The sequence below is a fragment of the Actinoplanes awajinensis subsp. mycoplanecinus genome, from assembly GCF_001509495.1.
Classification (GTDB): Bacteria; Actinomycetota; Actinomycetes; order Mycobacteriales; family Micromonosporaceae; genus Actinoplanes; species Actinoplanes palleronii.
In genome coordinates, this window is sequence record NZ_LLZH01000305.1 from 29,884 (window position 1) to 50,051 (window position 20,168).

General features: G+C 71.0%; 15 protein-coding genes. 8 read left to right on the top strand and 7 right to left on the bottom strand.

Translation table 11 applies throughout. The features are described from left to right. The first annotated feature begins 75 nt into the window (after positions 1-75). The 4 genes from ADL15_RS37395 to ADL15_RS37410 all read left to right on the top strand — a co-directional run bounded on the left by ADL15_RS37395 (position 76) and on the right by ADL15_RS37410 (position 5,330). Positions 76-558, top strand: a complete 483-nt coding sequence (locus ADL15_RS37395) for an ArsR/SmtB family transcription factor (RefSeq protein WP_067701621.1) — start codon at positions 76-78, stop codon at positions 556-558. Between the two features lie 164 nt (positions 559-722). Next, the gene (locus tag ADL15_RS54670; protein WP_198171181.1) at positions 723-3,137 is read left to right on the top strand and encodes a DUF3616 domain-containing protein; all 2,415 of its coding nucleotides are present in this window, start codon (positions 723-725) and stop codon (positions 3,135-3,137) included. 25 nt (positions 3,138-3,162) lie between these two features. Continuing rightward, on the top strand, positions 3,163-4,293 hold the full coding sequence (locus ADL15_RS37405) for an AI-2E family transporter (RefSeq protein ID WP_067701623.1): 1,131 nt from the start codon (positions 3,163-3,165) through the stop codon (positions 4,291-4,293). A gap of 29 nt (positions 4,294-4,322) precedes the next feature. Further along, on the top strand, positions 4,323-5,330 hold the full coding sequence (locus ADL15_RS37410; RefSeq protein WP_067701627.1) for a LacI family DNA-binding transcriptional regulator: 1,008 nt from the start codon (positions 4,323-4,325) through the stop codon (positions 5,328-5,330). A 4-nt stretch (positions 5,331-5,334) separates the two neighbouring features. Here ADL15_RS37410 and ADL15_RS37415 read toward each other — a convergent pair whose 3' ends face one another. Both ADL15_RS37415 and ADL15_RS37420 read right to left on the bottom strand, forming a co-directional pair. Further along, positions 5,335-6,240, bottom strand: coding sequence for a helix-turn-helix domain-containing protein (locus ADL15_RS37415; protein WP_067701630.1), 906 nt, complete (start codon positions 6,238-6,240; stop codon positions 5,335-5,337). Positions 6,241-6,364: 124 nt separating this feature from the next. Beyond that, positions 6,365-8,737: an alpha-amylase family glycosyl hydrolase gene (locus ADL15_RS37420; protein ID WP_198171182.1), complete on the bottom strand. Its 2,373-nt coding sequence runs from the start codon at positions 8,735-8,737 to the stop codon at positions 6,365-6,367. Positions 8,738-8,953: 216 nt separating this feature from the next. Here ADL15_RS37420 and ADL15_RS37425 point away from each other — a divergent pair, with 216 nt between their 5' ends. After that, a complete protein-coding gene (locus ADL15_RS37425; RefSeq protein ID WP_067701641.1) occupies positions 8,954-10,129 on the top strand; it encodes a GAF domain-containing sensor histidine kinase in 1,176 nt (391 codons plus the stop codon). Here the strand turns inward: ADL15_RS37425 and pflA are convergent. Both pflA and pflB read right to left on the bottom strand, forming a co-directional pair. Then, positions 10,126-10,857, bottom strand: a complete 732-nt coding sequence (gene pflA, locus ADL15_RS37430) for a pyruvate formate-lyase-activating protein (RefSeq protein WP_067701643.1) — start codon at positions 10,855-10,857, stop codon at positions 10,126-10,128. The two genes, ADL15_RS37425 and pflA, sit on opposite strands and share 4 nt — an antisense overlap. Further along, on the bottom strand, positions 10,854-13,085 hold the full coding sequence (pflB, locus tag ADL15_RS37435) for a formate C-acetyltransferase (protein WP_067701645.1): 2,232 nt from the start codon (positions 13,083-13,085) through the stop codon (positions 10,854-10,856). The genes pflA and pflB overlap by 4 nt, the downstream gene beginning before the upstream one ends. Positions 13,086-13,198: 113 nt before the next feature. Here pflB and ADL15_RS37440 point away from each other — a divergent pair, with 113 nt between their 5' ends. Beyond that, entirely contained in the window at positions 13,199-14,740 is a 1,542-nt protein-coding gene (locus ADL15_RS37440) for a M1 family metallopeptidase (RefSeq protein ID WP_067701647.1), read from the top strand. Here ADL15_RS37440 and ADL15_RS56655 read toward each other — a convergent pair whose 3' ends face one another. Next, positions 14,741-16,624, bottom strand: a complete 1,884-nt coding sequence (locus tag ADL15_RS56655) for a methyl-accepting chemotaxis protein (RefSeq protein ID WP_067701650.1) — start codon at positions 16,622-16,624, stop codon at positions 14,741-14,743. A gap of 297 nt (positions 16,625-16,921) precedes the next feature. Here ADL15_RS56655 and ADL15_RS37450 point away from each other — a divergent pair, with 297 nt between their 5' ends. Further along, entirely contained in the window at positions 16,922-17,584 is a 663-nt protein-coding gene (locus tag ADL15_RS37450; RefSeq protein ID WP_067701653.1) for an SDR family NAD(P)-dependent oxidoreductase, read from the top strand. 285 nt (positions 17,585-17,869) lie between these two features. Here the strand turns inward: ADL15_RS37450 and ADL15_RS37455 are convergent, their stop codons facing one another. Further along, positions 17,870-18,337 (bottom strand): DUF1707 and DUF4190 domain-containing protein, encoded by a 468-nt coding sequence (locus ADL15_RS37455; RefSeq protein WP_198171183.1) that lies wholly within the window; start codon positions 18,335-18,337, stop codon positions 17,870-17,872. Positions 18,338-18,578: 241 nt separating this feature from the next. Between ADL15_RS37455 and ADL15_RS37460 the strand changes: the two genes are divergently transcribed. Beyond that, on the top strand, positions 18,579-19,376 hold the full coding sequence (locus ADL15_RS37460; RefSeq protein ID WP_067701658.1) for a polysaccharide deacetylase family protein: 798 nt from the start codon (positions 18,579-18,581) through the stop codon (positions 19,374-19,376). Positions 19,377-19,389: 13 nt separating this feature from the next. Here the strand turns inward: ADL15_RS37460 and ADL15_RS37465 are convergent, their stop codons facing one another. Then, the gene (locus tag ADL15_RS37465; RefSeq protein ID WP_067701665.1) at positions 19,390-20,148 is read right to left on the bottom strand and encodes an alpha/beta fold hydrolase; all 759 of its coding nucleotides are present in this window, start codon (positions 20,146-20,148) and stop codon (positions 19,390-19,392) included. Between the last annotated feature and the right edge of the window lie 20 nt (positions 20,149-20,168).

Sequence of the window (20,168 nt, forward strand, 5' to 3'; positions counted from 1 at the left end):
CCCGGATTCGGTGATCGGTGAGGGCAGTCAAGCACTTCGATTGACAAAGCGTCAAGAACCATTGACTCTTGATCGGTGGACGAGTACCTCGAGATCACCGCACCGGCCCAGCACAAGGCGCTCGGGCATCCGCTGCGGCACCGGATCCTGTTCGCGATCGGTCAGCAGGCCGCGACGATCAGCCAGCTGGCCAAGGCTCTCGACCAGCGCAAGGGCAACATCGCCCACCACCTGGGCGTGCTGGAGCAGGCCGGGATGGTGCGGATCTTGGAGACCCGGCAGGTGCGCGGCGGCACCGAGCACTACTACCTGCGCGCGGCCCGGCGCTTCGTGCTCACCGGGGCGGAGGACCGCGCGGTGGCGGTGCACGCGGTCGCCGACGAGCTGGCGGCCGCGGGCGAGGTGTCCGGCTTCCGGGTCCGGAACCTGCGGCTCACCGCGGAGCAGGCGGCGGCGGTCGCGGCGGCGATGGAGGAGATCGTGGACGGGCTCGAGGACGCCGGTGACGGCGCCGAGCGGCACAGTGTGGTGGTGACCGTGTTCCGCCCCGGGACGTGAGAAGCCCGGGACGTGAGAAGCCCGGGACGTGAGAAGCCCGGGGCGTGAGAGGACGTGTTGCCCCACCGTTCACCCGCCGGCCCAGCATCGTTGATCGTGGATTGGTGACCCGCCGGTCGACTGCGTGAACTGACGTTGAAGAAGGTTCACAGAAGGGCACCTCTTTGCTCCCGCAGCACACTGGCCGGCGGCTGGCGCTCGCCTCCGCGGTCGCCGTCGCCGCCGGCACGACGCTCGCCGTCACGACCACGGCGGAGGCGGCCACCGGCGCCGGCGCGGACCACCTCCTGCTCTCCCAGGTCAGGGTGACCTCGGCGGCGACCGGGATCACCCTGGCCCGGGTCACCGGGACCGGCGCCGCCGACGGCGCCGCGATCACCCTGCCGACCGCCCTTTCCGGTACGAACAAGCCGGTCACCCTCGAGGGCGACTCGGCGGCGGTAGGCGCCCTGGCCCGGTCGGCCGACGGCCGGTACGTCACTCTGGCCGGCTACTCCGCCGTCCCGGGTGCCGCGACCGCGTCCGCCCCGCGCGTGGTGGCCCGGGTCGACGCGGCCGGTGCCGTGGACTCGTCCACCACGCTGGGCACGTCGTTCACGCAGGAGAAGGTGCGCGGCGCGATCACCGACGACGGCACCCGGTTCTGGGTGACCGGCCACGGCGCGACGGCCGCCCCGGCCGGTGGGCTGGTCTCCGTGGCGCTCGGTGCGTCCACCGGCACCGTGCTGGCGAGCGGCAGCGACGCGCTGAACAACACCCGGACCGTGCAGCTCGCCGACGGCGCGGTCTGGTTCGGCAGCGAGAAGGGCTCGGCCGGGCTCTACCGGCTGGCCGGGAGCAGCGCCACCCGGGTCGTGCCGATCGGCGCGGACGGCTCCGGCCCGGTCTCGTTCGTGCTGCTCGACCGGGACGCGGCGGTGACCGGCTCGGACACCATCTACGTGCTGCGCGAGGGCGACGGCGTCTACAAGTACTCGTCGGACGGCTCGGCGTGGACCAGCCGGGGGAAGATCTCCAGCACGTCCGGGTGGACCGGGCTGACCGGGGTGGTGGACGGGACGAGCGCCCGGCTCTACGGGATCAACGGGGACGGTGCCAAGAACACCCTGGTCCAGCTGACCGACACGGCGAAGCCCGCGGCGACGGCGTCGATCTCCAGCCGGAGCACGGTGGCGACGGCGGCGAGCGGGGTGGCGTTCCGCGGGGTGTCACTGGCCCCCGGCGCCGTTTCCCAGCCGACCAGCAGCCCGACCGCAAGCCCGTCGAGCAGCCCGACCGGCAGCCCGACGCCGAGCGCCAGTCAACCCACGTCGACGCCCACGATCGGGCTCTCCACCGCGTACCTCTCAGGGTCTGTCGGTGGGAACGGTGACCCGGCGGCGACCGTGACCGTCGCGCAGACCGGTGGCGACGCGAACGCCCTGACCGTGACCGCGTCGGCCTCCAGCAAGACCGCGGTCGCGACCACAGCGGACGTCACGGTCACCGGGACCGGTGGCACCCGGCAGATCGCGGTCGCCCCGCGCGGCCGTGGCTACACCGACCTCACCCTCAAGGTCACCGCGCCGAACGGCAAGTCGGCCACCACCACGCTGCACTACGCGGCGTCGGCGGCCGTCCAGGACGCGGCGGACACCCGCTACCTGACCGGTGCGAGCGACTCCTCGGCCGCGATCGACGCCGGTGACGGCTACCTGATCGCCGCCGACGACGAGACCAACGTGCTGCGGCTCTACCGCCGGGACGCCTCCGGCGCGCCCGTGCGCACCTGGGACTTCAGCGGCCAGGCCGGTGTCAGCATCGAGATGGACCTGGAGGCGGCCGCCCGCACCGGCGACACCGTCTACTGGGCCGGGTCGCAGGGCAACAGCAAGAGCGGCGAGCTGCGCCCGGACCGCACCGCGCTGTTCACCACGAAGGTCACCGGCACCGGCGCGAACACCCAGCTCACCTTCGGTGGCGTCCACCACGGGCTGCGGGCCGACCTGATCGCCTGGGACCAGGCGAACGGCAACAGGTACGGCTTCGCGGCGGGCGCCGCGGCCGGCAACATCCCGAAGCAGATCGACGGCTTCAACCTGGAGGGCCTGGAGTTCGCGCCGGGCAGCACCGGCACGGCGTACCTCGGTTTCCGGGCCCCGCTGATCGGCGGCCGCGCGCTGCTCGTCCCGGTGACCAACCTGGACAAGCTGACCTCGGGAGTTAAAGCCACCTTCGGTGCGGCGATCACGATGGACCTGGCCGGGCTGAGCATCCGGGACATCCGGGCGAACGCGGCCGGCCAGTACCTGATCATCGCGGGCTCCTGGGCGGCCGACGACAACAGCGACCCGTACGCGCTCTACTCCTGGGACGGCGTCGCCGCGCATGCCCCGGTGCTGGTGCGCTCGCTGCCCACCGCGGACCCGGGCGGCTGGGAAGCGATCGTCGCGGTGCCCGACCTGACCGTGGCCGGCGCGCGGGCCCAGCTGGTCACCGACGCCGGCGCCGCCGACCTGTACGGCGACGGCACCGAGGCCAAGGACCTGACGCACGCCGAGTGGAAGAAGTCCCGGGCGACCTGGTTCACCGTCAACTGAGCCCGGGTTCCGTAAGGTGATCCACATGCGGCCCACCTTGAGCACTGTGAAGACCCGGGCGGCGCTGCAGAACGCGGCCCGGGTCTCCGCTCAGACCCTGCTCATCCTGTTTCTCACCTACGTCGTGCTGCAACTGCTCGGGATGGCCTGGTCGGTCCTCTGGCCGCTGGTCGTGGCCCTGCTGCTGACCACGCTGACCTGGCCCCCGGTGCGGTTCCTGCGCCGGCACGGCTGGCCGCCGGCGCTGGCCGCCGCGCTGGTCACGGTGCTGTTCCTGGCCCTGGTCGCCGGGATCATCGTGTTGATCGCGGTGCCGGTCTCCGGCGAGTTCGACAGTCTCGCCGACGGGATCACCAAGGGCATCCAGCAGGTCCGGGACTGGGCGTCCGGCCCGCCGCTGCACATCCGCGACGACCAGGTCTCCAGCGCGCTGGACCAGGCGGTGGACAAGCTGCAGCAGAGCGTGGGCAGCATCGCCACGGCCACCCTGACCGGGGTCAGCACGATCGTCAACGGCCTGGTCACCACGATCCTCGCGCTGTTCCTGATGTTCTTCTTCCTCAAGGACGGGCCGCGGTTCCTGCCCTGGCTCGGCCGCCAGCTGCCGGGCCGGCTCAGCGACGACCTGCCGGAGATCGCCACCCGCAGCTGGAGCACGCTCGGCTCGTTCGTCCGCTCGCAGGCGTTCGTCGGCCTGCTCGACGCGGTCTTCATCGGTCTCGGCCTGTGGATCGTCGGCGTCCCGCTGGTGCTGCCGCTGGCCGTGCTGACGTTCGTGACCGCGTTCATCCCGATCGTCGGCGCGGTGCTGGCCGGCCTGGTCGCGGTGCTGATCGCGCTGGTCTTCACCGGCTGGGTCAAGGCGCTGATCGTGCTCGGCATCATCCTGCTGGTCCAGCAGCTGGAGGGGAACGTCTTCCAGCCGATGATCCAGAGCCGCGGGCTGGGCCTGCACGCCGCCGTGGTGCTGCTCGCGGTGACCCTGGGCGGCAACCTGGCCGGGATCGTCGGCAGCCTGCTCGCGGTGCCGGTGGCCGCCATCATCGCGGTGATCTGGGGCTACCTGCGGGAGCAGCTCAGCGATCCGGCGCCGGAGCCGGCAGCCGATCCGGAACCCGGCCCCGATCCGGAACCCGCGACCGGCATCGACGAATAGGAGTACGGCGGGCGCTACTCTGTGCAGCGATGACAGCGAAGCGGCCCGCCACCCTGCACGACGTCGCCCGGCTCGCCGGGGTGTCGGTGGCGACCGCGTCCAAGGCGCTGAACGGTCGCCGGCACGTCTCCACCACCACCCGGGCCGACGTGCTGCAGGCCGCCGAGCGGCTGGCGTACTCGCCGAACACCCTCGCGCGGGGGCTGGTGGCCGGGCGTACCGGGATGGTCGGGCTGCTCACCTCGGACCTGGAGGGGCGGCTGTCCATCCCGATCCTGATGGGGGCCGAGGACGCGTTCGGCGCCGACCGGACCAGCGTGCTGCTCTGCGACGCGCGGGGCGACGCCGTCCGCGAGGGGCACCACCTGCGGACCCTGCTCAGCCGCCGGGTGGACGGGCTGATCGTGGTCGGTGCCCGGCCCGACCCGCGACGCTCGATCGGGCGGGACCTGCCGGTGCCGGTGGTCTACGCGTACGCGCCGTCGGACGACCCGGAGGACCTCTCGCTGGTCAGTGACAACGTGGCCGGTGGCCGGCTGGCGATCCGGCACCTGACCGAGGTGGGCCGGCGGCGGATCGCGCACATCACCGGCGACCCGTCCTACAGCGCGGCACACGACCGGGCACACGGCGCCCGGCAGGAGCTGGCCGCGCAGGGCCTGGAACTGGCCGGTGACCGGGTCTACTTCGGCGCCTGGTCCGAGGAGTGGGGCCGCAGCGCCACCCGGATGCTGCTCGCCCGGCACGACGCGATCGACGCGGTCTTCGCCGGCTCCGACCAGATCGCCCGCGGGGTGATCGACGCCCTGCACTCCTCCGGCCTGGAGGTGCCCCGGGACGTGGCGGTCCTCGGCTTCGACAACTGGGAGATCCTGGCGGCCAGCTCGCAGCCGCCGCTGTCCAGTGTCGACATGAACCTGGAGACCCTGGGCCGGGTGGCCGCGGAACGGCTGGCGGCCGCGTTCGACGGCAAGCTCGGCTCCGGCGTCGAGCAGCTGCCGTGCCGCCTGGTGCCCCGGGAGTCCACCGCCGCCTGACCGCTCAGAGGCCGTGGAACCGCCACTGGAAGTGGTAGAGGTTGGCCAGCGTCGGTGACGTCACCGTCCAGGTGAACACGGTGCCGTCGGCCGACTCGGACCGGGCCGGCGCCTCGCCCAGCGGCTGGTCACCGGTCCAGCTCACCCGGCGACCGGAGAGCCGGGCGCCGGTGTGCCGCGGGAAGGTGAGCGAGCCGGAGATCCGCATCGTCGGCCAGCGGATCTCGCGGGTGAACCAGGCGCCCCACTTGCGGTGGTGCACGCGATATCCGCAGGTCACCACCGCGGACTGCCCGGGGTAGACCGGGCGCAACGACCGGCTCGGCTCGAAGAAGATCTCAATCTTCTTGTACGCGTCCCGGTCGCGGACCACCCGCCACGCGGTCGGCTCGCCGTCGAAGCGGGCCCAGAACGCGGTCTCGGCCAGGGTCACCGGATTGTCCCGGTAGAACGAGTGCGAGCGGGCCGGGTCGGCCGGGAACGCGTCCACCTCGATCCGGGTCGGGAACCGGGTGAGCGGCCGCTGCCCGATGTTCCGGATCGTGCGCGAGATGGTGATCTCGTAGTACCCGTCGTCGGCCAGGCGCAGGTCGGAGTCCTCCTGCTCGACGAAGAGCTCGCTGCCCAGCGACGCGGTGCCGCCGATCGGCCAGCCGGCCGCCGTGCCGGGTGCGGCCGTGCCGGGTTCCTGGAAGGTCCGCATCAGGGCGCCGCCGCCGTCGAGGACCACCTCGGCCCGGCGGGCGAACTCGAGAGTCGGCCGGTGGCGGCCACCCTCGACGTGACTGACGTAGGAGGGGTCGAACCCCATCCGCGCCGCCAGGTCCTTCTTGCTGAGCTGCCGGGTCTCTCGCAGCCTGGTCAGTGTCGTGGCGAACGCGTCAGCCGCGGTGTCGTCGAGTTTTGTCATGTGCGGGCCACCTCGTACCCGGGATACCAATCCTTTTCGATACCCCGGGCCGTGGGCAAGATTCTGTCCGCTATCCGCCAACCCCCAAAACCCTTTTCCGGTACGACCGGAGCCGCTCGAACGGCTACTTCAGGTACGTCGTGTCGGTGCCCACCTTGCCGGGGGCCGGGGTGGAGGGCTGGTCGAGGACGTAGACCCGGAGGTTGCCCTTGCCGGTCAGGGGGATGGTCAGCGAGCCTCCGGTGACCACCTTCCGGTCGCCGGTGACCGCGTCGGCGTAGGTGCCGTTCGGGATGCCGGTGAACGTGGCGCCGCCGGAGACCGTGACCAGGGCGAAGCTGTCGACGCCGCCGGCGGTGTAGCGGCGCTTGTAGGCCATGCCGCCGGAGACGCCCTCGGTGGAGTACTGGCCCATCTGCAGGGCCGGGACGGCGCGGCGGATCTGGTTGAGCCGCTGCACGTGCTTGACCAGCGGCTGGGACAGGGTGGTGGCGACCGCTCCGGTGGCCGCCGCGACCACGCCGTAGTCGTTCGCGGTGACCGTGCCGGTCAGGTTGTCGCCGTAGTAGGCACGGCCGGTGCCGGCGAGCGGGCAGGACGGGCCGCAGTCGATCTGCTTGCCGGCCTGGAACTCGATCTCCGAGCCGTAGTACAGGGTCGGGATGCCGCGGAACGTCCACATCAGCGACATGTTCTCGGCCCACGCCTCGGTGCCGCCGGAGTAGCGGGTCGACGACTTGTTCGGGCCGTAGTCGTGCGAGTCGACGTAGACCGCGTTGTAGGTGGCGTCGTTCACCGAGTCGTCGGAGTCCTTGCCGTTGGAGAACGCGTTCTGCGCGTCGCCGAAGTTCATGTGCATGCGCATGTCGATGATGTTCATGCCGGAGAACTGGCTGCGGTCGGGGGAGTGGTAGGTGTTGCCGTTCAGGAACGCGTTCGTGCTGGTCGGCTGATTACCCGTACCCAGGTTGTTTTCGTAGTTGAATTGTTCGAGTGCGGCGGCGACGTCGTCGTCGGAGTAGGACCGGCGTTCCTTCCAGGTGAAGAACTGTGCGGAGTGGTTGACCGAGCCGCGGTTCCACTTGTCGTTGACGAACGCGCCGACCTCGCCGAAGACGTAGAAGTCGTTGGCCTTGGCCGCGCCGTACTTGCCGACCAGGTGCTGGTGCAGGGCGGGCAGGAAGCGGCGGTTCCAGGTGACCCGCGGGATGTGCACGGCGGTGTCGATCCGGAATCCGTCGACGCCCATGTCGATGTACCTGTTGTACGCGTCGATCAGGTATTTCTGCACGACCGGGTTCTCGGTGTTGAAATCGGCCAGGTCCTCGTGCAGCCAGCAGGAGCGGGAGTCCTCGCCCTCCCAGTTGCCGATCCAGCACTGGTGGTAGAGGTCGGCCGGGAACATCTTGGCGGTCGGCGACGGCCATTGGCAGTGGTAGAGCGCGTAGCCCTCTTTGCTCTTCCCGCCGGTGGGCGTGCCGTAATTCGGGCAGGTGTTCCCGGCCGGCGCGGTGGTGCTCCACAGGTCGCCGTTGTAGGTGCGGCCCGCGCTGTCCTCCTCGATCGGGTCGTACTGGGCGCCGGCCGTCTTCTCGCTGTAGTACCAGCTCCACTGGCTGTCCCGGACGCCGTAGACGGTCGGGGTGTAGAGGCCGTTCGCGCCCCACCGGGAGCTGTGGTTGTAGACCACGTCCTGGTAGATCTTCAGGCCCTTGGCGTGCGCCGAGTCGATCAACTGCTGGTAGGACGCCCCGGTCGACTCGAGCCGCGGGTCGACCCGGTAGAAGTCCCAGCCGTGGTACCCGTGGTAGTCGTAATCGGACCGGTTCAGCACCACCGGGGTGATCCAGATGGCCGAGAAGCCCAGCCCCTTGATGTAGTCGAGCTTGTCGACGAGCCCCTGGAAGTCGCCGCGGAACATCGGGTCGTGGTTCGCCGCGTTCCCGGACGTCACGTTCTGGCTGCCGCCCCGGTCGTTGGTGGTGTCGCCGTCGTAGAACCGCGCGGTCATCACGAAGTAGATGCTGTCCTTGCGCGGATCACCGCCGAGCATCTCGCCACTGGTCGACGGCGGAACGGACACCGTAGGCGTGGGGGTGGGTGTCGGTGTCGGTGTCGGCGAAGAAGAGCACGGGGTGGTCGAGCCGACCACCCCGCCGGAAACGGTCACCACACCGGTGCCGACGCGGTAGTTGGCGCCGCCGTTGTTGTCCCAGGTGCCGGAGCCGTTGTTGAAGACGACCTGCATGCCGTCGGCGGTGCCGAGGTCGATCACCTTCTGGTGCCAGCCGCTGCAAGAACTTGCGGTCATGGCCACGCCGGGGACCGTGGTCCAGGCGCCGCCGGTGGGCGCGTAGTGGATGTTGACGGTCGTCCACGCGGTGGGCGCCTGGTAGTAGACGGTCACTGAGTTCGCCGCGCGCGCCGCCGGTGCGGCCAGCACCAGCAGGGGAAGAGCGCAGAGCGCGGCGAGCACTCTTCGGAAGATTCTGGACACGGGGGCCTCCAGGACCACGGGGCGTCACAAGCCGGAAATCCGGCGTTCATGGGTGAACGGACCGTAGCAAGTTCTTGCAGCCTGTGAAAGAGGTTCCTATCAATGTCGGAAAAGGACGGCTCCCCGATCGCAACCCCGGGTTCACGAAGGGCGCCCGGCCGGCCGCCGATTTTCGCCACTGCACCACACGGGGAGGGACCAGAGGGAGAGCACACGATGACTGTTCCGGCGACGATCAGCCCGGCCGAGGGCCGCTTCTCCGAGGCCGAGCACTACCGGGCCGCGGTGGCCGAGGTTCCCGAGGTTCTCGAACTGGCCGCGGAGGCCTGCCAGGTGCCGATGGCCGCGCTCAAGGTGATCGGTGGCGGCGCCGCGCACTTCGCCGCGACGCTGGGCATCCGGACCGCGGTGGACGTGCCGCAGTCGATGTCGCTCTGCGACGTGGTGGCCGCGACGAACGACACCATGGTGGTCCGCGACGCGACCACCGACCCCCGGCTCTCCACCCACCCGCTGGTCCGCGGCGCGGAGCACGTCCGGTTCCTGGGCGCCGCCCCGCTGCACCACAACGGGCAGATCGTCGGCGCGCTCTGCGTCTTCGACGACACCCCGCGGCGCAACATGGACGCGACCATCCGGCTGCTGTCCCGGATCGCCCGCCGGGTGGACGCCGAGACCGGGCTGCGGCACCTGGTGGCCAACCGGGCGTTCCCGATGGCGGTCGACCAGGATGACGTGGTCTCGGCGATCTCGCACGAGATCCGTACCCCGCTCGCGTCGATCCGCGGCAACCTGGAACTGCTCACCGACACGCCCGGGGCGATCTCACCCGGGTTCGAACGCCGGGTCGACGCGATCACCCGCAACGCGGATCGGCTCTGCCGCACGGTGGAGAACCTGCTGCGCGCGGTCAACCAGCAGATGCACGAGCCGGTCGGCGAGCGGCAGCTTGTCGACCTGGGCGCCGTGGTGACGGCGGCGCTGGCCGGGATCGGCGACCGGACCGGGCGGGTGCGCGCCAGCCTGCCGGCCGGCCAGGTCTGGGTCACCGCGGACCCGCGACTGCTCGAGGTGGCCGTCGGTCACCTGATCAGCAACGCGCTCTGCTTCGGCGAGGACAAGCCGGTCGAGGTGGTGGTCGAGGCCTGCCCGCAGCCCAGCGTGACCGTTCGTGATCACGGTCAGGGGATCCCGGAGGGCGAGCTGGCGATGCTCGGCGCGCCGTTCCTGCGCGGCGACGACGCCGTGCTGGCCCAAGCGCCGGGGCTCGGGCTGGGCCTGTCGATCAGCCGGCGGATCGCCCAGGCGCAGGGCGGCGGCCTGCGCCTGGAGAGCGTGCCGGGCTCGGGCGTGACGGCCCGGATCGTCCTCCCCGCGACCCACGTGCTCTAAAAGACTGCCAAGCCGCGGTCCCGGAATTGAGCCTGCACGCGTTTTAGCAGCTCAGCATCCGGGGCCGCGGTCTGTGCGAGGGGGAACGGCAGGCCGAGGGCCTGGTACTTGCCGGCGCCGAGGCGGTGGAACGGCAGCACCTCGACGCGTTCGACGGTGGGCACCGCGGCGGCCAGCTCGGCCACCGCGGCCACGTTCGGCTCGGCGTCGGTCAGGCCGGGCACCAGCACGAAGCGCACCCAGATCGGCACGCCTCGCTCCGCGAGCCGGTGGGCGAACCGCACGGTGGGCTCCAGGCGACCGGTTCCGGTCACTTTCCGGTACGTCGCGGGATCACCCGACTTGATGTCGAGCAACACCAGATCGGTGTACGACAGCAGCTCGTCGTCGGCCCGGTCCCCGAGGAAACCACTCGTGTCGAGCGCGGTGTGCAACCCGTTCTCGCGACAGCGGCGCAGCACCTCCCGTACAAAATCGGGTTGTTCCAGCGGCTCCCCGCCGCTCACCGTGACGCCGCCGCCGGCCACCTTGATGAAACGCTCATATCGCGCGATCTCCCGCATCAGCTCGTCGGCGGTCGTCGGCGTCCCGGCGCGCCGGTGCCAGGTGTCCGGGCTGTGGCAGTACTGGCAGCGCAGCGGGCAGCCGGCCAGGAACGCGACGAAGCGCGTCCCCGGCCCGTCGACGCCGGTCGAGACGTCGAACGAGTGCAGGCTGCCGGTGGTCACAGCGACCCGTGGAACGTGCGGGAGATGACGTCGCGCTGCTGCTCGGCGGTGAGCTTGACGAAGTTCACCGCGTAGCCGGAGACCCGGATGGTGAGCTGCGGATAGTTCTCCGGGTGGACCATCGCGTCCTCGAGCGTGGCCCGGTCCAGCACGTTGACGTTGAGGTGGAAGCCACCCGCGTCGGTGTAGCCGTCGAGCACGCCGACCAGGTTGCCGATCCGCTCGTCCCGGGAGTGCCCGAGGCCGTTCGGGGTGACCGTGGAGGTCAGCGAGATGCCGTCGCGGGCGCTGCGGTACGGCAGTTTCGCCACCGACAGCGCCGCGGCGACCAGCCCGTGCCGGTCCCGGCCGTTCATCGGGTTGGCGCCGGGCGCGAACGGCTCGCCGGCCCGCCGGCCGTCCGGGGTGTTGCCGGTGTGCTTGCCGTAGACCACGTTCGAGGTGATGGTGAGCACCGACAGGCTGTGCTCGGCGCCGCGGTAGGTGGGCTGCCGGCGGATCTTCGCCATGAACCGCTCGACCAGGTCGACGGCGATCGTGTCGGCCCGGTCGTCGTTGTTGCCGTAGGCCGGGAACTCCCCGTCGACGGCGTAGTCGACGACCAGCCCGTTCTCGTCCCGCAGCGCCTTGACCTGCGCGTACTTGATCGCGGAGAGGCTGTCCGCGGCGACCGAGAGGCCGGCCATCCCGGTGGCCAGGATCCGGCGCACCGGGTAGTCGTGCAGCGCCATCTCGATCCGCTCGTAGGCGTACTTGTCGTGCATGTAGTGGATGACGTTGAGCGCGTCGACGTAGGTTTCGGCCAGCCAGTCGAGCATTTTGTCAAACTTTTCCATGACATCCTGGTATTCAAGGATGTCTTTCTCCACCGGCGGCTGTTTGATGGCGACCTGCTCCCCGGACAGCTCGTCGCGGCCGCCGTTGATCGCGTAGAGCAGCGCCTTGGCCACGTTGGCCCGGGCACCGAAGAACTGCATGTCCTTGCCGACCCGCATGGCCGAGACGCAGCACGCGATCGCGGTGTCGTCGCTGTACGCCGGGCGGATCAGGTCGTCGTTCTCGTACTGGATCGCGCTGGTGTCCATCGAGACCTGTGCGCAGAACCGCTTGAAGCCGTCCGGCAGCCGCGGCGACCAGAGCACCGTCAGGTTCGGTTCCGGCGCGGGGCCCAGGTTGTAGAGCGTCTGCAGGTACCGGAAGCTCGACCGGGTGACCAGCGGGCGGTCGTCCCGGTCCATCCCGCCCAGCGACTCGGTGACCCAGGTCGGGTCGCCGGAGAACAGCTGGTCGTACTCCGGGGTGCGCAGGAACCTGACGATCCGCAGCTTGATCACGAAGTCGTCGATCAGCTCCTGGGCGGACTCCTCGGTGATGGTGCCCTCGGCCAGGTCTCGCTGCAGGTAGACGTCGACGAAGCTGGAGGTGCGGCCGAGCGACATGGCCGCGCCGTTCTGCTCCTTGATCGCGGCCAGGTAGGCGAAGTAGAGCCACTGGATCGCCTCGCGGCCGGTGGTGGCCGGGCCGGCGATGTCGTATCCGTACCGGCCGGCCATGAAGCGGAGGTCCTCGAGGGCGCGGATCTGCTCGGCGAGTTCCTCGCGGTCGCGGATGACGTCCTCGCTGCTGGTCCGGTCGTCGAGCGCGGCCTTGAGCGCCTTGCGGTCCGCGATCAACCGGTCCACGCCGTAGAGGGCGACCCGGCGGTAGTCGCCGATGATCCGGCCCCGGCCGTACGCGTCCGGCAGGCCGGTGATGATGTGCGAGCGCCGCGCCGCGAGCACGTCCGCCGGGTAGGCGTCGAACACCCCGGCGTTGTGCGTCTTGCGGTACTGGCTGAAGATCGTCCGGACCGTGGGGTCCAGCGTGTAGCCGTACGCGGCCAGGCCGTTCTCCACCATCCGCAGGCCACCGGCCGGCATGATCGCGCGACGCAGCGGTGCGGTGGTCTGCAAGCCGACGATCAGCTCGGCGTCCTGGTCGATGTAGCCGGGCGCGTGCGAGGTGATCGTGGACGGGGTGTGCACGTCCACGTCGTGGATGCCCCGGGTGCGCTCCTCCGGGAACATCCGGCTCAGCTGGTCCCAGATCCGCGTGGTGCGCTCGGTGGCGCCGGTCAGGAACTCCGCGTCTCCGGTGTACGGCTCCACGTTGTCGCGGATGAACGCGCTGACGTCGACAGTCTCGCGCCACGTCGTGCCGTGGAAACCCCGCCAGGCCGTGCTGGTCATGATGCCCTCCTCGTGTCCGTCACCAGCCTGGCGCGCGGGCGGTCCCCGGTGGCAGGGCCGAAGGACCCGGACGGGGCTGCACATCGACAGGTGTCGGCGTAGCGTCGGCGGCCATGAGTGACCTAATCGAAAAGCGTCTCTCGACGCTGCTCGCGGCCGGCGTCACCGCGCTGCTCGCGGTGGCCGGTACGGCCGTCCCGGCGTATGCGGGAGGTGGCCCAGCCACACCCGGCTCGGCCGGCCTCGGCGACCGGCTCTACCCGCTGCTCGGCAACGGCGGGTACGACGTGCAGGACTACGACCTCCGGATCCGGTACCCGGAGAAGGACCCCAAGCAGACCGTCACCGGTGACGTCACCATCACCGCGGTGGCCACCCAGAACCTGTCCCGTTTCGACCTCGACTTCGGCGGTGACGCGGTCGGCACGGTCGCGGTCAACGGCCGTCCCGCCACGTTCAGCCGGTCCGGCGACGAGCTCGTCGTCACCCCGGCCCGCGACCTGCACAAGGGCAAGCGGTTCTGGGTGACGGTCAGCGGCTTCACCGCCACCCCGATCCCGGCCAACGCCGACTCGCCGGCCGGGTTCGTCACCACCCCGGACGGCACCATCATGGCCGGTCAGCCGGACCAGTCGCACCAGCTGTTCCCGAGCAACGACCACCCGAGCGACATGGCGTCGTACACCATCTCGATGACCCGCCCGGCCGGCTGGACCGCGGTCGCCAACGGCCGGCACGTCCGGGACAAGACCCGCGGCGCGACCGTGACCTCGACGTACCGCGAGGCGAAGCCGATGGCCAGCGAGCTGATCCAGCTCGCCGTCGGCGCGTTCACCGTGCAGACGCGCCCGGCGGTCGGCGGCGTGCCGATCCGCGACGTGGTGCCGACCCGGCTCGCCGCCGAGCTGCTCCCCAAGATCGAGGTGGAGCGTTCGCAGCTGTCCTGGATGACCGGCAAGGTGGGCAGGTACCCGTTCGAGGAGTACGGCTCCCTGATCATCGACGCGGATCTGGGCTTCGCCCTGGAGACGCAGACGCTCTCGCTCTACGACACCGGGCTGTTCGGGCTGCCGTCGTACATCCTCGACCCGATCATGACGCACGAACTGGCGCACATGTGGTTCGGCGACAGCGTGGCGCCGGTGACCTGGAGCGACGTCTGGCAGAGCGAGGGACACGCCACCTGGTACGAGCTGCTCTACGCCGACGAGACCGGTCAGCTCGAGGACTACACCGGCTACACCAGCCGGGAGGCGTACTTCAAGGATGTCTACACCCGCGGTGACCAGTACCGGACCAAGTACGGCCCGGTCGCCCACCCGCTGAAGGCCGACTCGATCTGGGACGTCTTCAACCCCAATGTGTACGACGGTGGCGCGCTCGTCCTGTACGCGCTGCAGCAGAAGATCGGCGTGAAGAAGTTCGAGGCGCTCGAGCGGGCCTGGGTCGCCACGAACCGCGGCAAGTCGGTCGGCGCGCGGGACTTCATCGCGCTCGCCTCCAAGGTCTCGCACCAGGACCTGCGGGGCTTCCTGAACGACTGGCTCTTCGGCACCAAGACCCCGCCGATGCCCGGCCACCCGGACTGGACGACGACGGCCCCGGCTCCGGCGCTGGCGAAGAGCGCCCCGCAAAGCGCCTTCATCCGCCGCTGATCAACCCACCATCTGTTCGGCGAACGACACCAGTTGCTGGCCCATCGCGTCGTCGGTGACCAGGAACTGCAAGCCGATCTCCTGCTGCCCGGGTGAGTCGACCACGTTGACCACCCGGGCATGCACGGTGAGCGTGCTGCCGGTCTTGCCGGTCAGCTCGGCGTCCGCGGTGGCGCCCTCGGTGTACGGGGCGTCGCCGGTCACGATGCAGCGCAGGCCGCCCGCACTGAAGTTGATCAGGATGGCCGGCGTCGACGTACCACCGGCCCGGCGCAGCGCGACCTTGCCGGCCGCCGCGATCCGGTCGTGCTCGCGCCGCTCGAGGCGGCTGGCCAGGTCGGTCATCTCGTCGACCCGGCCCAGCGTGTCGGTCATCTGCACGGAGAGCCGCTCGACCAGCTCGCCCTGATCGGCGGCGACCGTGCGCAGCGAGGTGGCCGCGTGGCCGACCCCGCCGATGCCCTCGATCATCGTGCTGATCGTCTCGGACATCGCGGTGGTGTCCCGGCGCAGGCTCGCCTCCAGTGACGCGATGACCCGCTCGGCGTCGTGCGCCTGGCCGACGATCGTGCTGGTCGCGGCGTCCGTCACGCTGATCCGGTCGTCGATCACCTCGGCCGCGGTACGCACCTCGCTGACCTTGTCGGTCACCTGCCGCAGCTCCTCGGCGATCACCGTGGTCGACTCGTCGATGATCTCCTGGGTGCGCCGGCGGAACTGGGTCTCGGCCTGCCGCTGGTGCAGGAAACCGGCCCGCAGCTGCTGCTCCCGGGCCACCTCGGCCTGCACCAGGGCGTCGTCCTGCTCCTGCAGCCGGGCCCGGGCCACCACCAGGGCCCGGCCGATGTCACCCATCTCGTCGCGGCCCTCGGGCAGCGGGCGGGGCGCCAGGTCGGAGCCGGCGATCGCGGTCACCGCGTCCACCATCTGCAGCACGTCGTGGCTGGTCCGCCAGAGCACCCCGGCCGCGCACCACAGCGCCAGCAGGAACCCGCCCAGCGAGATGCCGACGACCAGGCCACGCTCCCGGGAGTCCTCGTCCGTCCGGCCGGTGAGCAGCTCGGTGAGGACGCCGGTCAACGGGGCCACGGTCGCGGTCGCCGCCGTCGCGACCGCGACCGGATCGCCGGCCAGGGGCGAGCTGAGCGTCTCGGTGATCGCCTGGTCCAGCGTGATGATCGCGTCGGCCAGCGCCTGCACGGTGGCGAGCCGGTCGGCCAGCCCGGCGCTGTCGGTGTGCTTCGTGGCGGTGACCACGTCCCGGCGCAGCGCGTCCGCGACACCCTCGAGCCGGCCGGCCAGCACCGCCTTGGCGGCGACCGCCTTGCGGGTGGTCAGCGTGGTGTCCGGGTGGGCCGCGGTCAGCGCCGCCAGCAGCGCCTGCGGCACCTGCACGATCTGCGCGTCCATCACGTAGAACGAGTCCAGGTCGGGGTCGAGGATCAGGTTCGAGTCGTCGCCGACCGCGGAGATCAGGGTGACCAGCGCGGTGGCGGTGGCGATCCGCGCGGCGGCCCCGCCGCTGCCGATCTCCGGCACCGCGGCCAGCTCGTCGCCGATGTCGAGGTCCGGGTGCCCGGCGACCACGGCACGGATCGCGGCGAGGTCCGGGTCCCGCCCGGCGGTGATGTCGGCGAGCGCGGTCAGCATCGGGCCGAGCACCACCACACCCTGGCGTTCCCGGCCGGTGAAGGCCAGGTCACTCGCCTTCTCGGTGGCGTACATGCCGGTGGCCAGGGCGCCCGGCACGAGCAGGACGAGCACCACCATGCCGAGCCGCATGCCGGTGCGCAGCCGGTCGGTGACCGCCAGAACCGGGCGCAGCAGGGCGGGCGGCGTGCCGGTCGCCGGGTTCGGGGTCAGAATCGGCCTCCCTCGTCGCACACAGCACCTGCCGGTATCTTTCCCGCCTCCGGCAGCCGCTACGGGAGAAAGCGGAAAAAGCCGGTCTGGCATCTCGGCGTTGCCATTCCCGATCACCGCGAGATAGCGTGATCCCCGTCACCATCGTGGATGCCTGATGGGTTGAGCCGATCCCGGGCGTCCCGGGGCGCTTTAGGGGGAATTCCGGGCCGAGAGCCCCTCCCGGACGCCCTCCCCGGGCGACAGTGTGATCGAGACGGGCAGTGCGTCCGGCCGGGTCCCCCCGCCGCGGACGCCTCCATCGGCGGGAGCGGTGTAATGAAGGTCGCGGGCAAGACACTTGTGGTAACCGGCGCCGGCAGCGGGATCGGCCGTGCGGTCACCCTCGAGGCGGTCCGGCGCGGCGCCCGGGTGGCCGCCGTCGACCTGAACCCGGCCACGCTGGCCGAAACCGCCCATCAGGTGGTGGCCCCGCAGATGCTCTCCGCCCACGCGCTGGACCTGACCGACCGGGCCGCGGTCGAGGCGCTGCCGGGCGCGGTCGTCGAGCGCTGGGCCGCGGTGGACGGCGTGATCCACTGCGCCGGGACGTTCGGCCACGAGGCGGCGCTGCAGCTGGCCACGACGTTCCACCCGATGCTGCGCCACCGCTCCGAGGCGCACCTGGTCGAGATCTCCCGGACCGGTTCCGCCGCTCCCGGGGCTGCGAAGGCCGACGCCAAGCAGCTCACCGAGAGCCTGCGCACCGAGTTCGCCGGCACGAGCATCCGGGTCACCGTGGTCTTCGCCGGCGACCTGACCGGCTCGTCCGCCGACCCGGCCGAGCAGGCATACCGCGCCGCCCAGGACATCCTCGACGGCATGGAACGCAACGCCGCCCGCGTCCTGATCGGCTCCAGCGTGCGCCTGATGAACCCGCTGCACCCCCGCCGGATCGCCGCCAAACTCCGCGAGCTCACCGGCCAGACCGCTCCAAGCTAAGACCCCCATCTGGTACGCCTACGGAGCGGCCGTCCGCAGGCTACGAGCCACGTCCCGCCCGTGAGGCCACCGCGAGACCGTGGCCACTCCGGACCGAAGCGCGTCCCACGACCCCGGCTGGCTCTCAGGGGTGTCTCAAAGAGTGCGAGGCACCCCTGAGAACCAGCCAAGGGCCTGGCGGCGCGCCGCGGTCCGGAGTTGCCACGGTCTTGCGACGGCCTCACGGGCGGGACTCGGCTCGTAGCCTGCGGACGAGCGCTCCGTAGTCGTACCGAAAAATGGCGGTCAGGACCAGCTGAAGATCACGCCGAAGACGACGACCTGGCCGATGATGCCGAGGGTGCCGCAGAGGATGCCGGTTAGGGCCATGCCGCGGCCGTTGGGGACCTCGTGGGCCGGGCCGCGCAGCGAGCGGGCGCCGAGGACGATCGCGGCGATGCCGGTGAGCCCGCTGAGGCCGAAGCCGACGCCGCACGGGATCAGCGACACGATGCCGAAGATCATCGCCAGCAGGGGGAGCCGGCTGGCGGCGGGTGGCGGGTAATAGGCCTGCGGCGGGGGTGCCTGGACCGGGAGGGGCAGGTCGTAGACCACCGTGGACAGCTCGCCCCAGGTGCGTGACGCGTAGGCCTGCTGGGATCGCTCGCTGAACTCCGCGATGGTCAGGCGGCCCTCGGCGGTCGCCGCGCTGAGCTGAGCGACGATCACCTCGCGGTCGGCGTCCGACACCCTGACGTGTGGCGAGCGGTACATGTCCAGAAGGCTACCGGCGGCCGTCGAGCGGCGCCTCCACCGGCAGTCCATGGTGTAGCCCTACGTGATCTTGCTAACTCGGAAGGGTCCGGTTCCTACCGGCTCGGGGACTTATGGTGCGAGGTGTCGGGCCCGCAGACTTGACAGCATCGGCGACACTCCGATGGCAGCAATGCCGGGCATACGGGGGTTTGACCATGGCGCCAGTGACGGAGCGTGTTCGTTCGCGGGTTTTCGCGGCATGCTGAACCGGCGAGCGTTCCTGCGTACCGCACTGGCCGGCACCGCCGGTGTGGCCGTCGGAGCCGCCGGTATGAAAGAGATCCCGCACTGGCTCGGCCTGGACCGGCCGCCGGTGGCCGGGGGATACGCCGCCGGAGCGGACGTGCTCGACGCGGTGCGTCACCCGGGAGTAGCGGTCCGCTACTACGTGGAGACCACCGAGCCGGTGGTCGCGTTCACCTTCGACGACGGGCCGGCGCCGCGCTGGACGCCGATGGTCCTCGACGCGCTGGACGCCGCGAACGTGCCGGCCACCTTCTTCATGGTCGGCCAGAACCTGGCGAAGAACGCCGACCTGGTGCGCGGCCGGATGGACCGGCACGAGATCGGCAACCACACCTGGGCGCACGACGACCTGGCCACTCTCGACCTGAACGGCGTCACCAAGACGCTGAAGCGCACCGAGGACGAGATCCATCAGCAGTTCGGCCGGCCGGTCACCCTGCTGCGGCCGCCGTTCGGGCACATCGGCGGGTCCACCATGCTGGCCGCCGACTCGCTGGGCTACGACGTGGTGCTCTGGTCCAAGGCGATGCGCGAGAAGATGTTCGCGGGCAACCCGGAGGGCCAGGCCAAGGACATCGTCGACGCGGTCCGGCCCGGTTCGATCCTGCTGGCCCACGACGAGGGCGACGACCGCCGGCTGGTCACGATCAAGGGGCTGGCCACGATGTTCGCCGGTCTGCGCGACCGGGGATTCCGGATGGTCACGGTCTCCGACATGATCGCCACCGGCAAGAAGCACTCCACCACCTGAGACCGCTCCGGGTTCAGGCCGCCAGGAACTCACCGATCCGCTCAGGCCAATTCTGTACGTCGGCAGAGCTCCGCGACACGTGCAACCGCGCGTCCGGCAACACCCCGGCCAGCAGTTCCGCGCTGCTCACCGGGTGCACCGGATCGGTCTCCCAGGCCAGGATCAGCGTGCGCTGGGTGATCGTGCGCAGCACCTCGTCGCCGGGCAGGTCGGTGGCCGCCGCCCCGCGCATCACGGCCGGGATCAGCGCCTCCGGCACGTCCGCGTCGAACTCCCAGCCCGGCACGTCGTCGAAGATCGCCGGTTTCGGGAAGTCCCGGGCGATCCGCAGCCAGCTCGCCTTGCCCCGGGCCGCCACCCCGTTCGCGCCGGAGCGGTAGGCCCGCCGCGCCGCGACCCGGGTGTCCCGGACGGTCGGCGGGCTCATCAGCACCAGCCGGCCGAACCGTTCCGGCCGCCGGGCCGCCGCCCAGAGCAGCGCGCCGGTGCCGAGCGACGAGCCGGCCCAGTCCACCGGCCGGTCCCCGGCGACCCGGTCGGCGACGGCGAGCAGGTCGCGGGCCAGGCTCGGCCAGGTGTAGAGCTCCGGGTCCGGCTCGCCCGGGGACAGGCCGTGCCCGCGCTGGTGGTACCGCACGATCCGCCGCGAGCCGGACAGCCGGGACCAGTCGAGCAGGCCGAGCCGGTCCTCGACCCGGTTGCTGAACCAGACGCCGTGCGAATACCCCAGCAGCGGGCCGGCGCCGAACTCCTCGACGTGCAGATCTGTCACGGCGCGAGGGTAGCCGGGGC

Coding starts and splice junctions, on each gene's coding strand:
- pflB (WP_067701645.1), bottom strand. CDS start 13,085: ATGACCAGCACGGCCTGGCGGGGTTTCCACGGCACGACGTGGCGCGAG.
- ADL15_RS37410 (WP_067701627.1), top strand. CDS start 4,323: ATGACAGCGAAGCGGCCCGCCACCCTGCACGACGTCGCCCGGCTCGCC.
- ADL15_RS37460 (WP_067701658.1), top strand. CDS start 18,579: ATGCTGAACCGGCGAGCGTTCCTGCGTACCGCACTGGCCGGCACCGCC.
- ADL15_RS37425 (WP_067701641.1), top strand. CDS start 8,954: ATGACTGTTCCGGCGACGATCAGCCCGGCCGAGGGCCGCTTCTCCGAG.
- ADL15_RS37415 (WP_067701630.1), bottom strand. CDS start 6,240: ATGACAAAACTCGACGACACCGCGGCTGACGCGTTCGCCACGACACTG.
- ADL15_RS37455 (WP_198171183.1), bottom strand. CDS start 18,337: ATGTACCGCTCGCCACACGTCAGGGTGTCGGACGCCGACCGCGAGGTG.
- ADL15_RS37405 (WP_067701623.1), top strand. CDS start 3,163: ATGCGGCCCACCTTGAGCACTGTGAAGACCCGGGCGGCGCTGCAGAAC.
- ADL15_RS37440 (WP_067701647.1), top strand. CDS start 13,199: ATGAGTGACCTAATCGAAAAGCGTCTCTCGACGCTGCTCGCGGCCGGC.
- ADL15_RS37450 (WP_067701653.1), top strand. CDS start 16,922: ATGAAGGTCGCGGGCAAGACACTTGTGGTAACCGGCGCCGGCAGCGGG.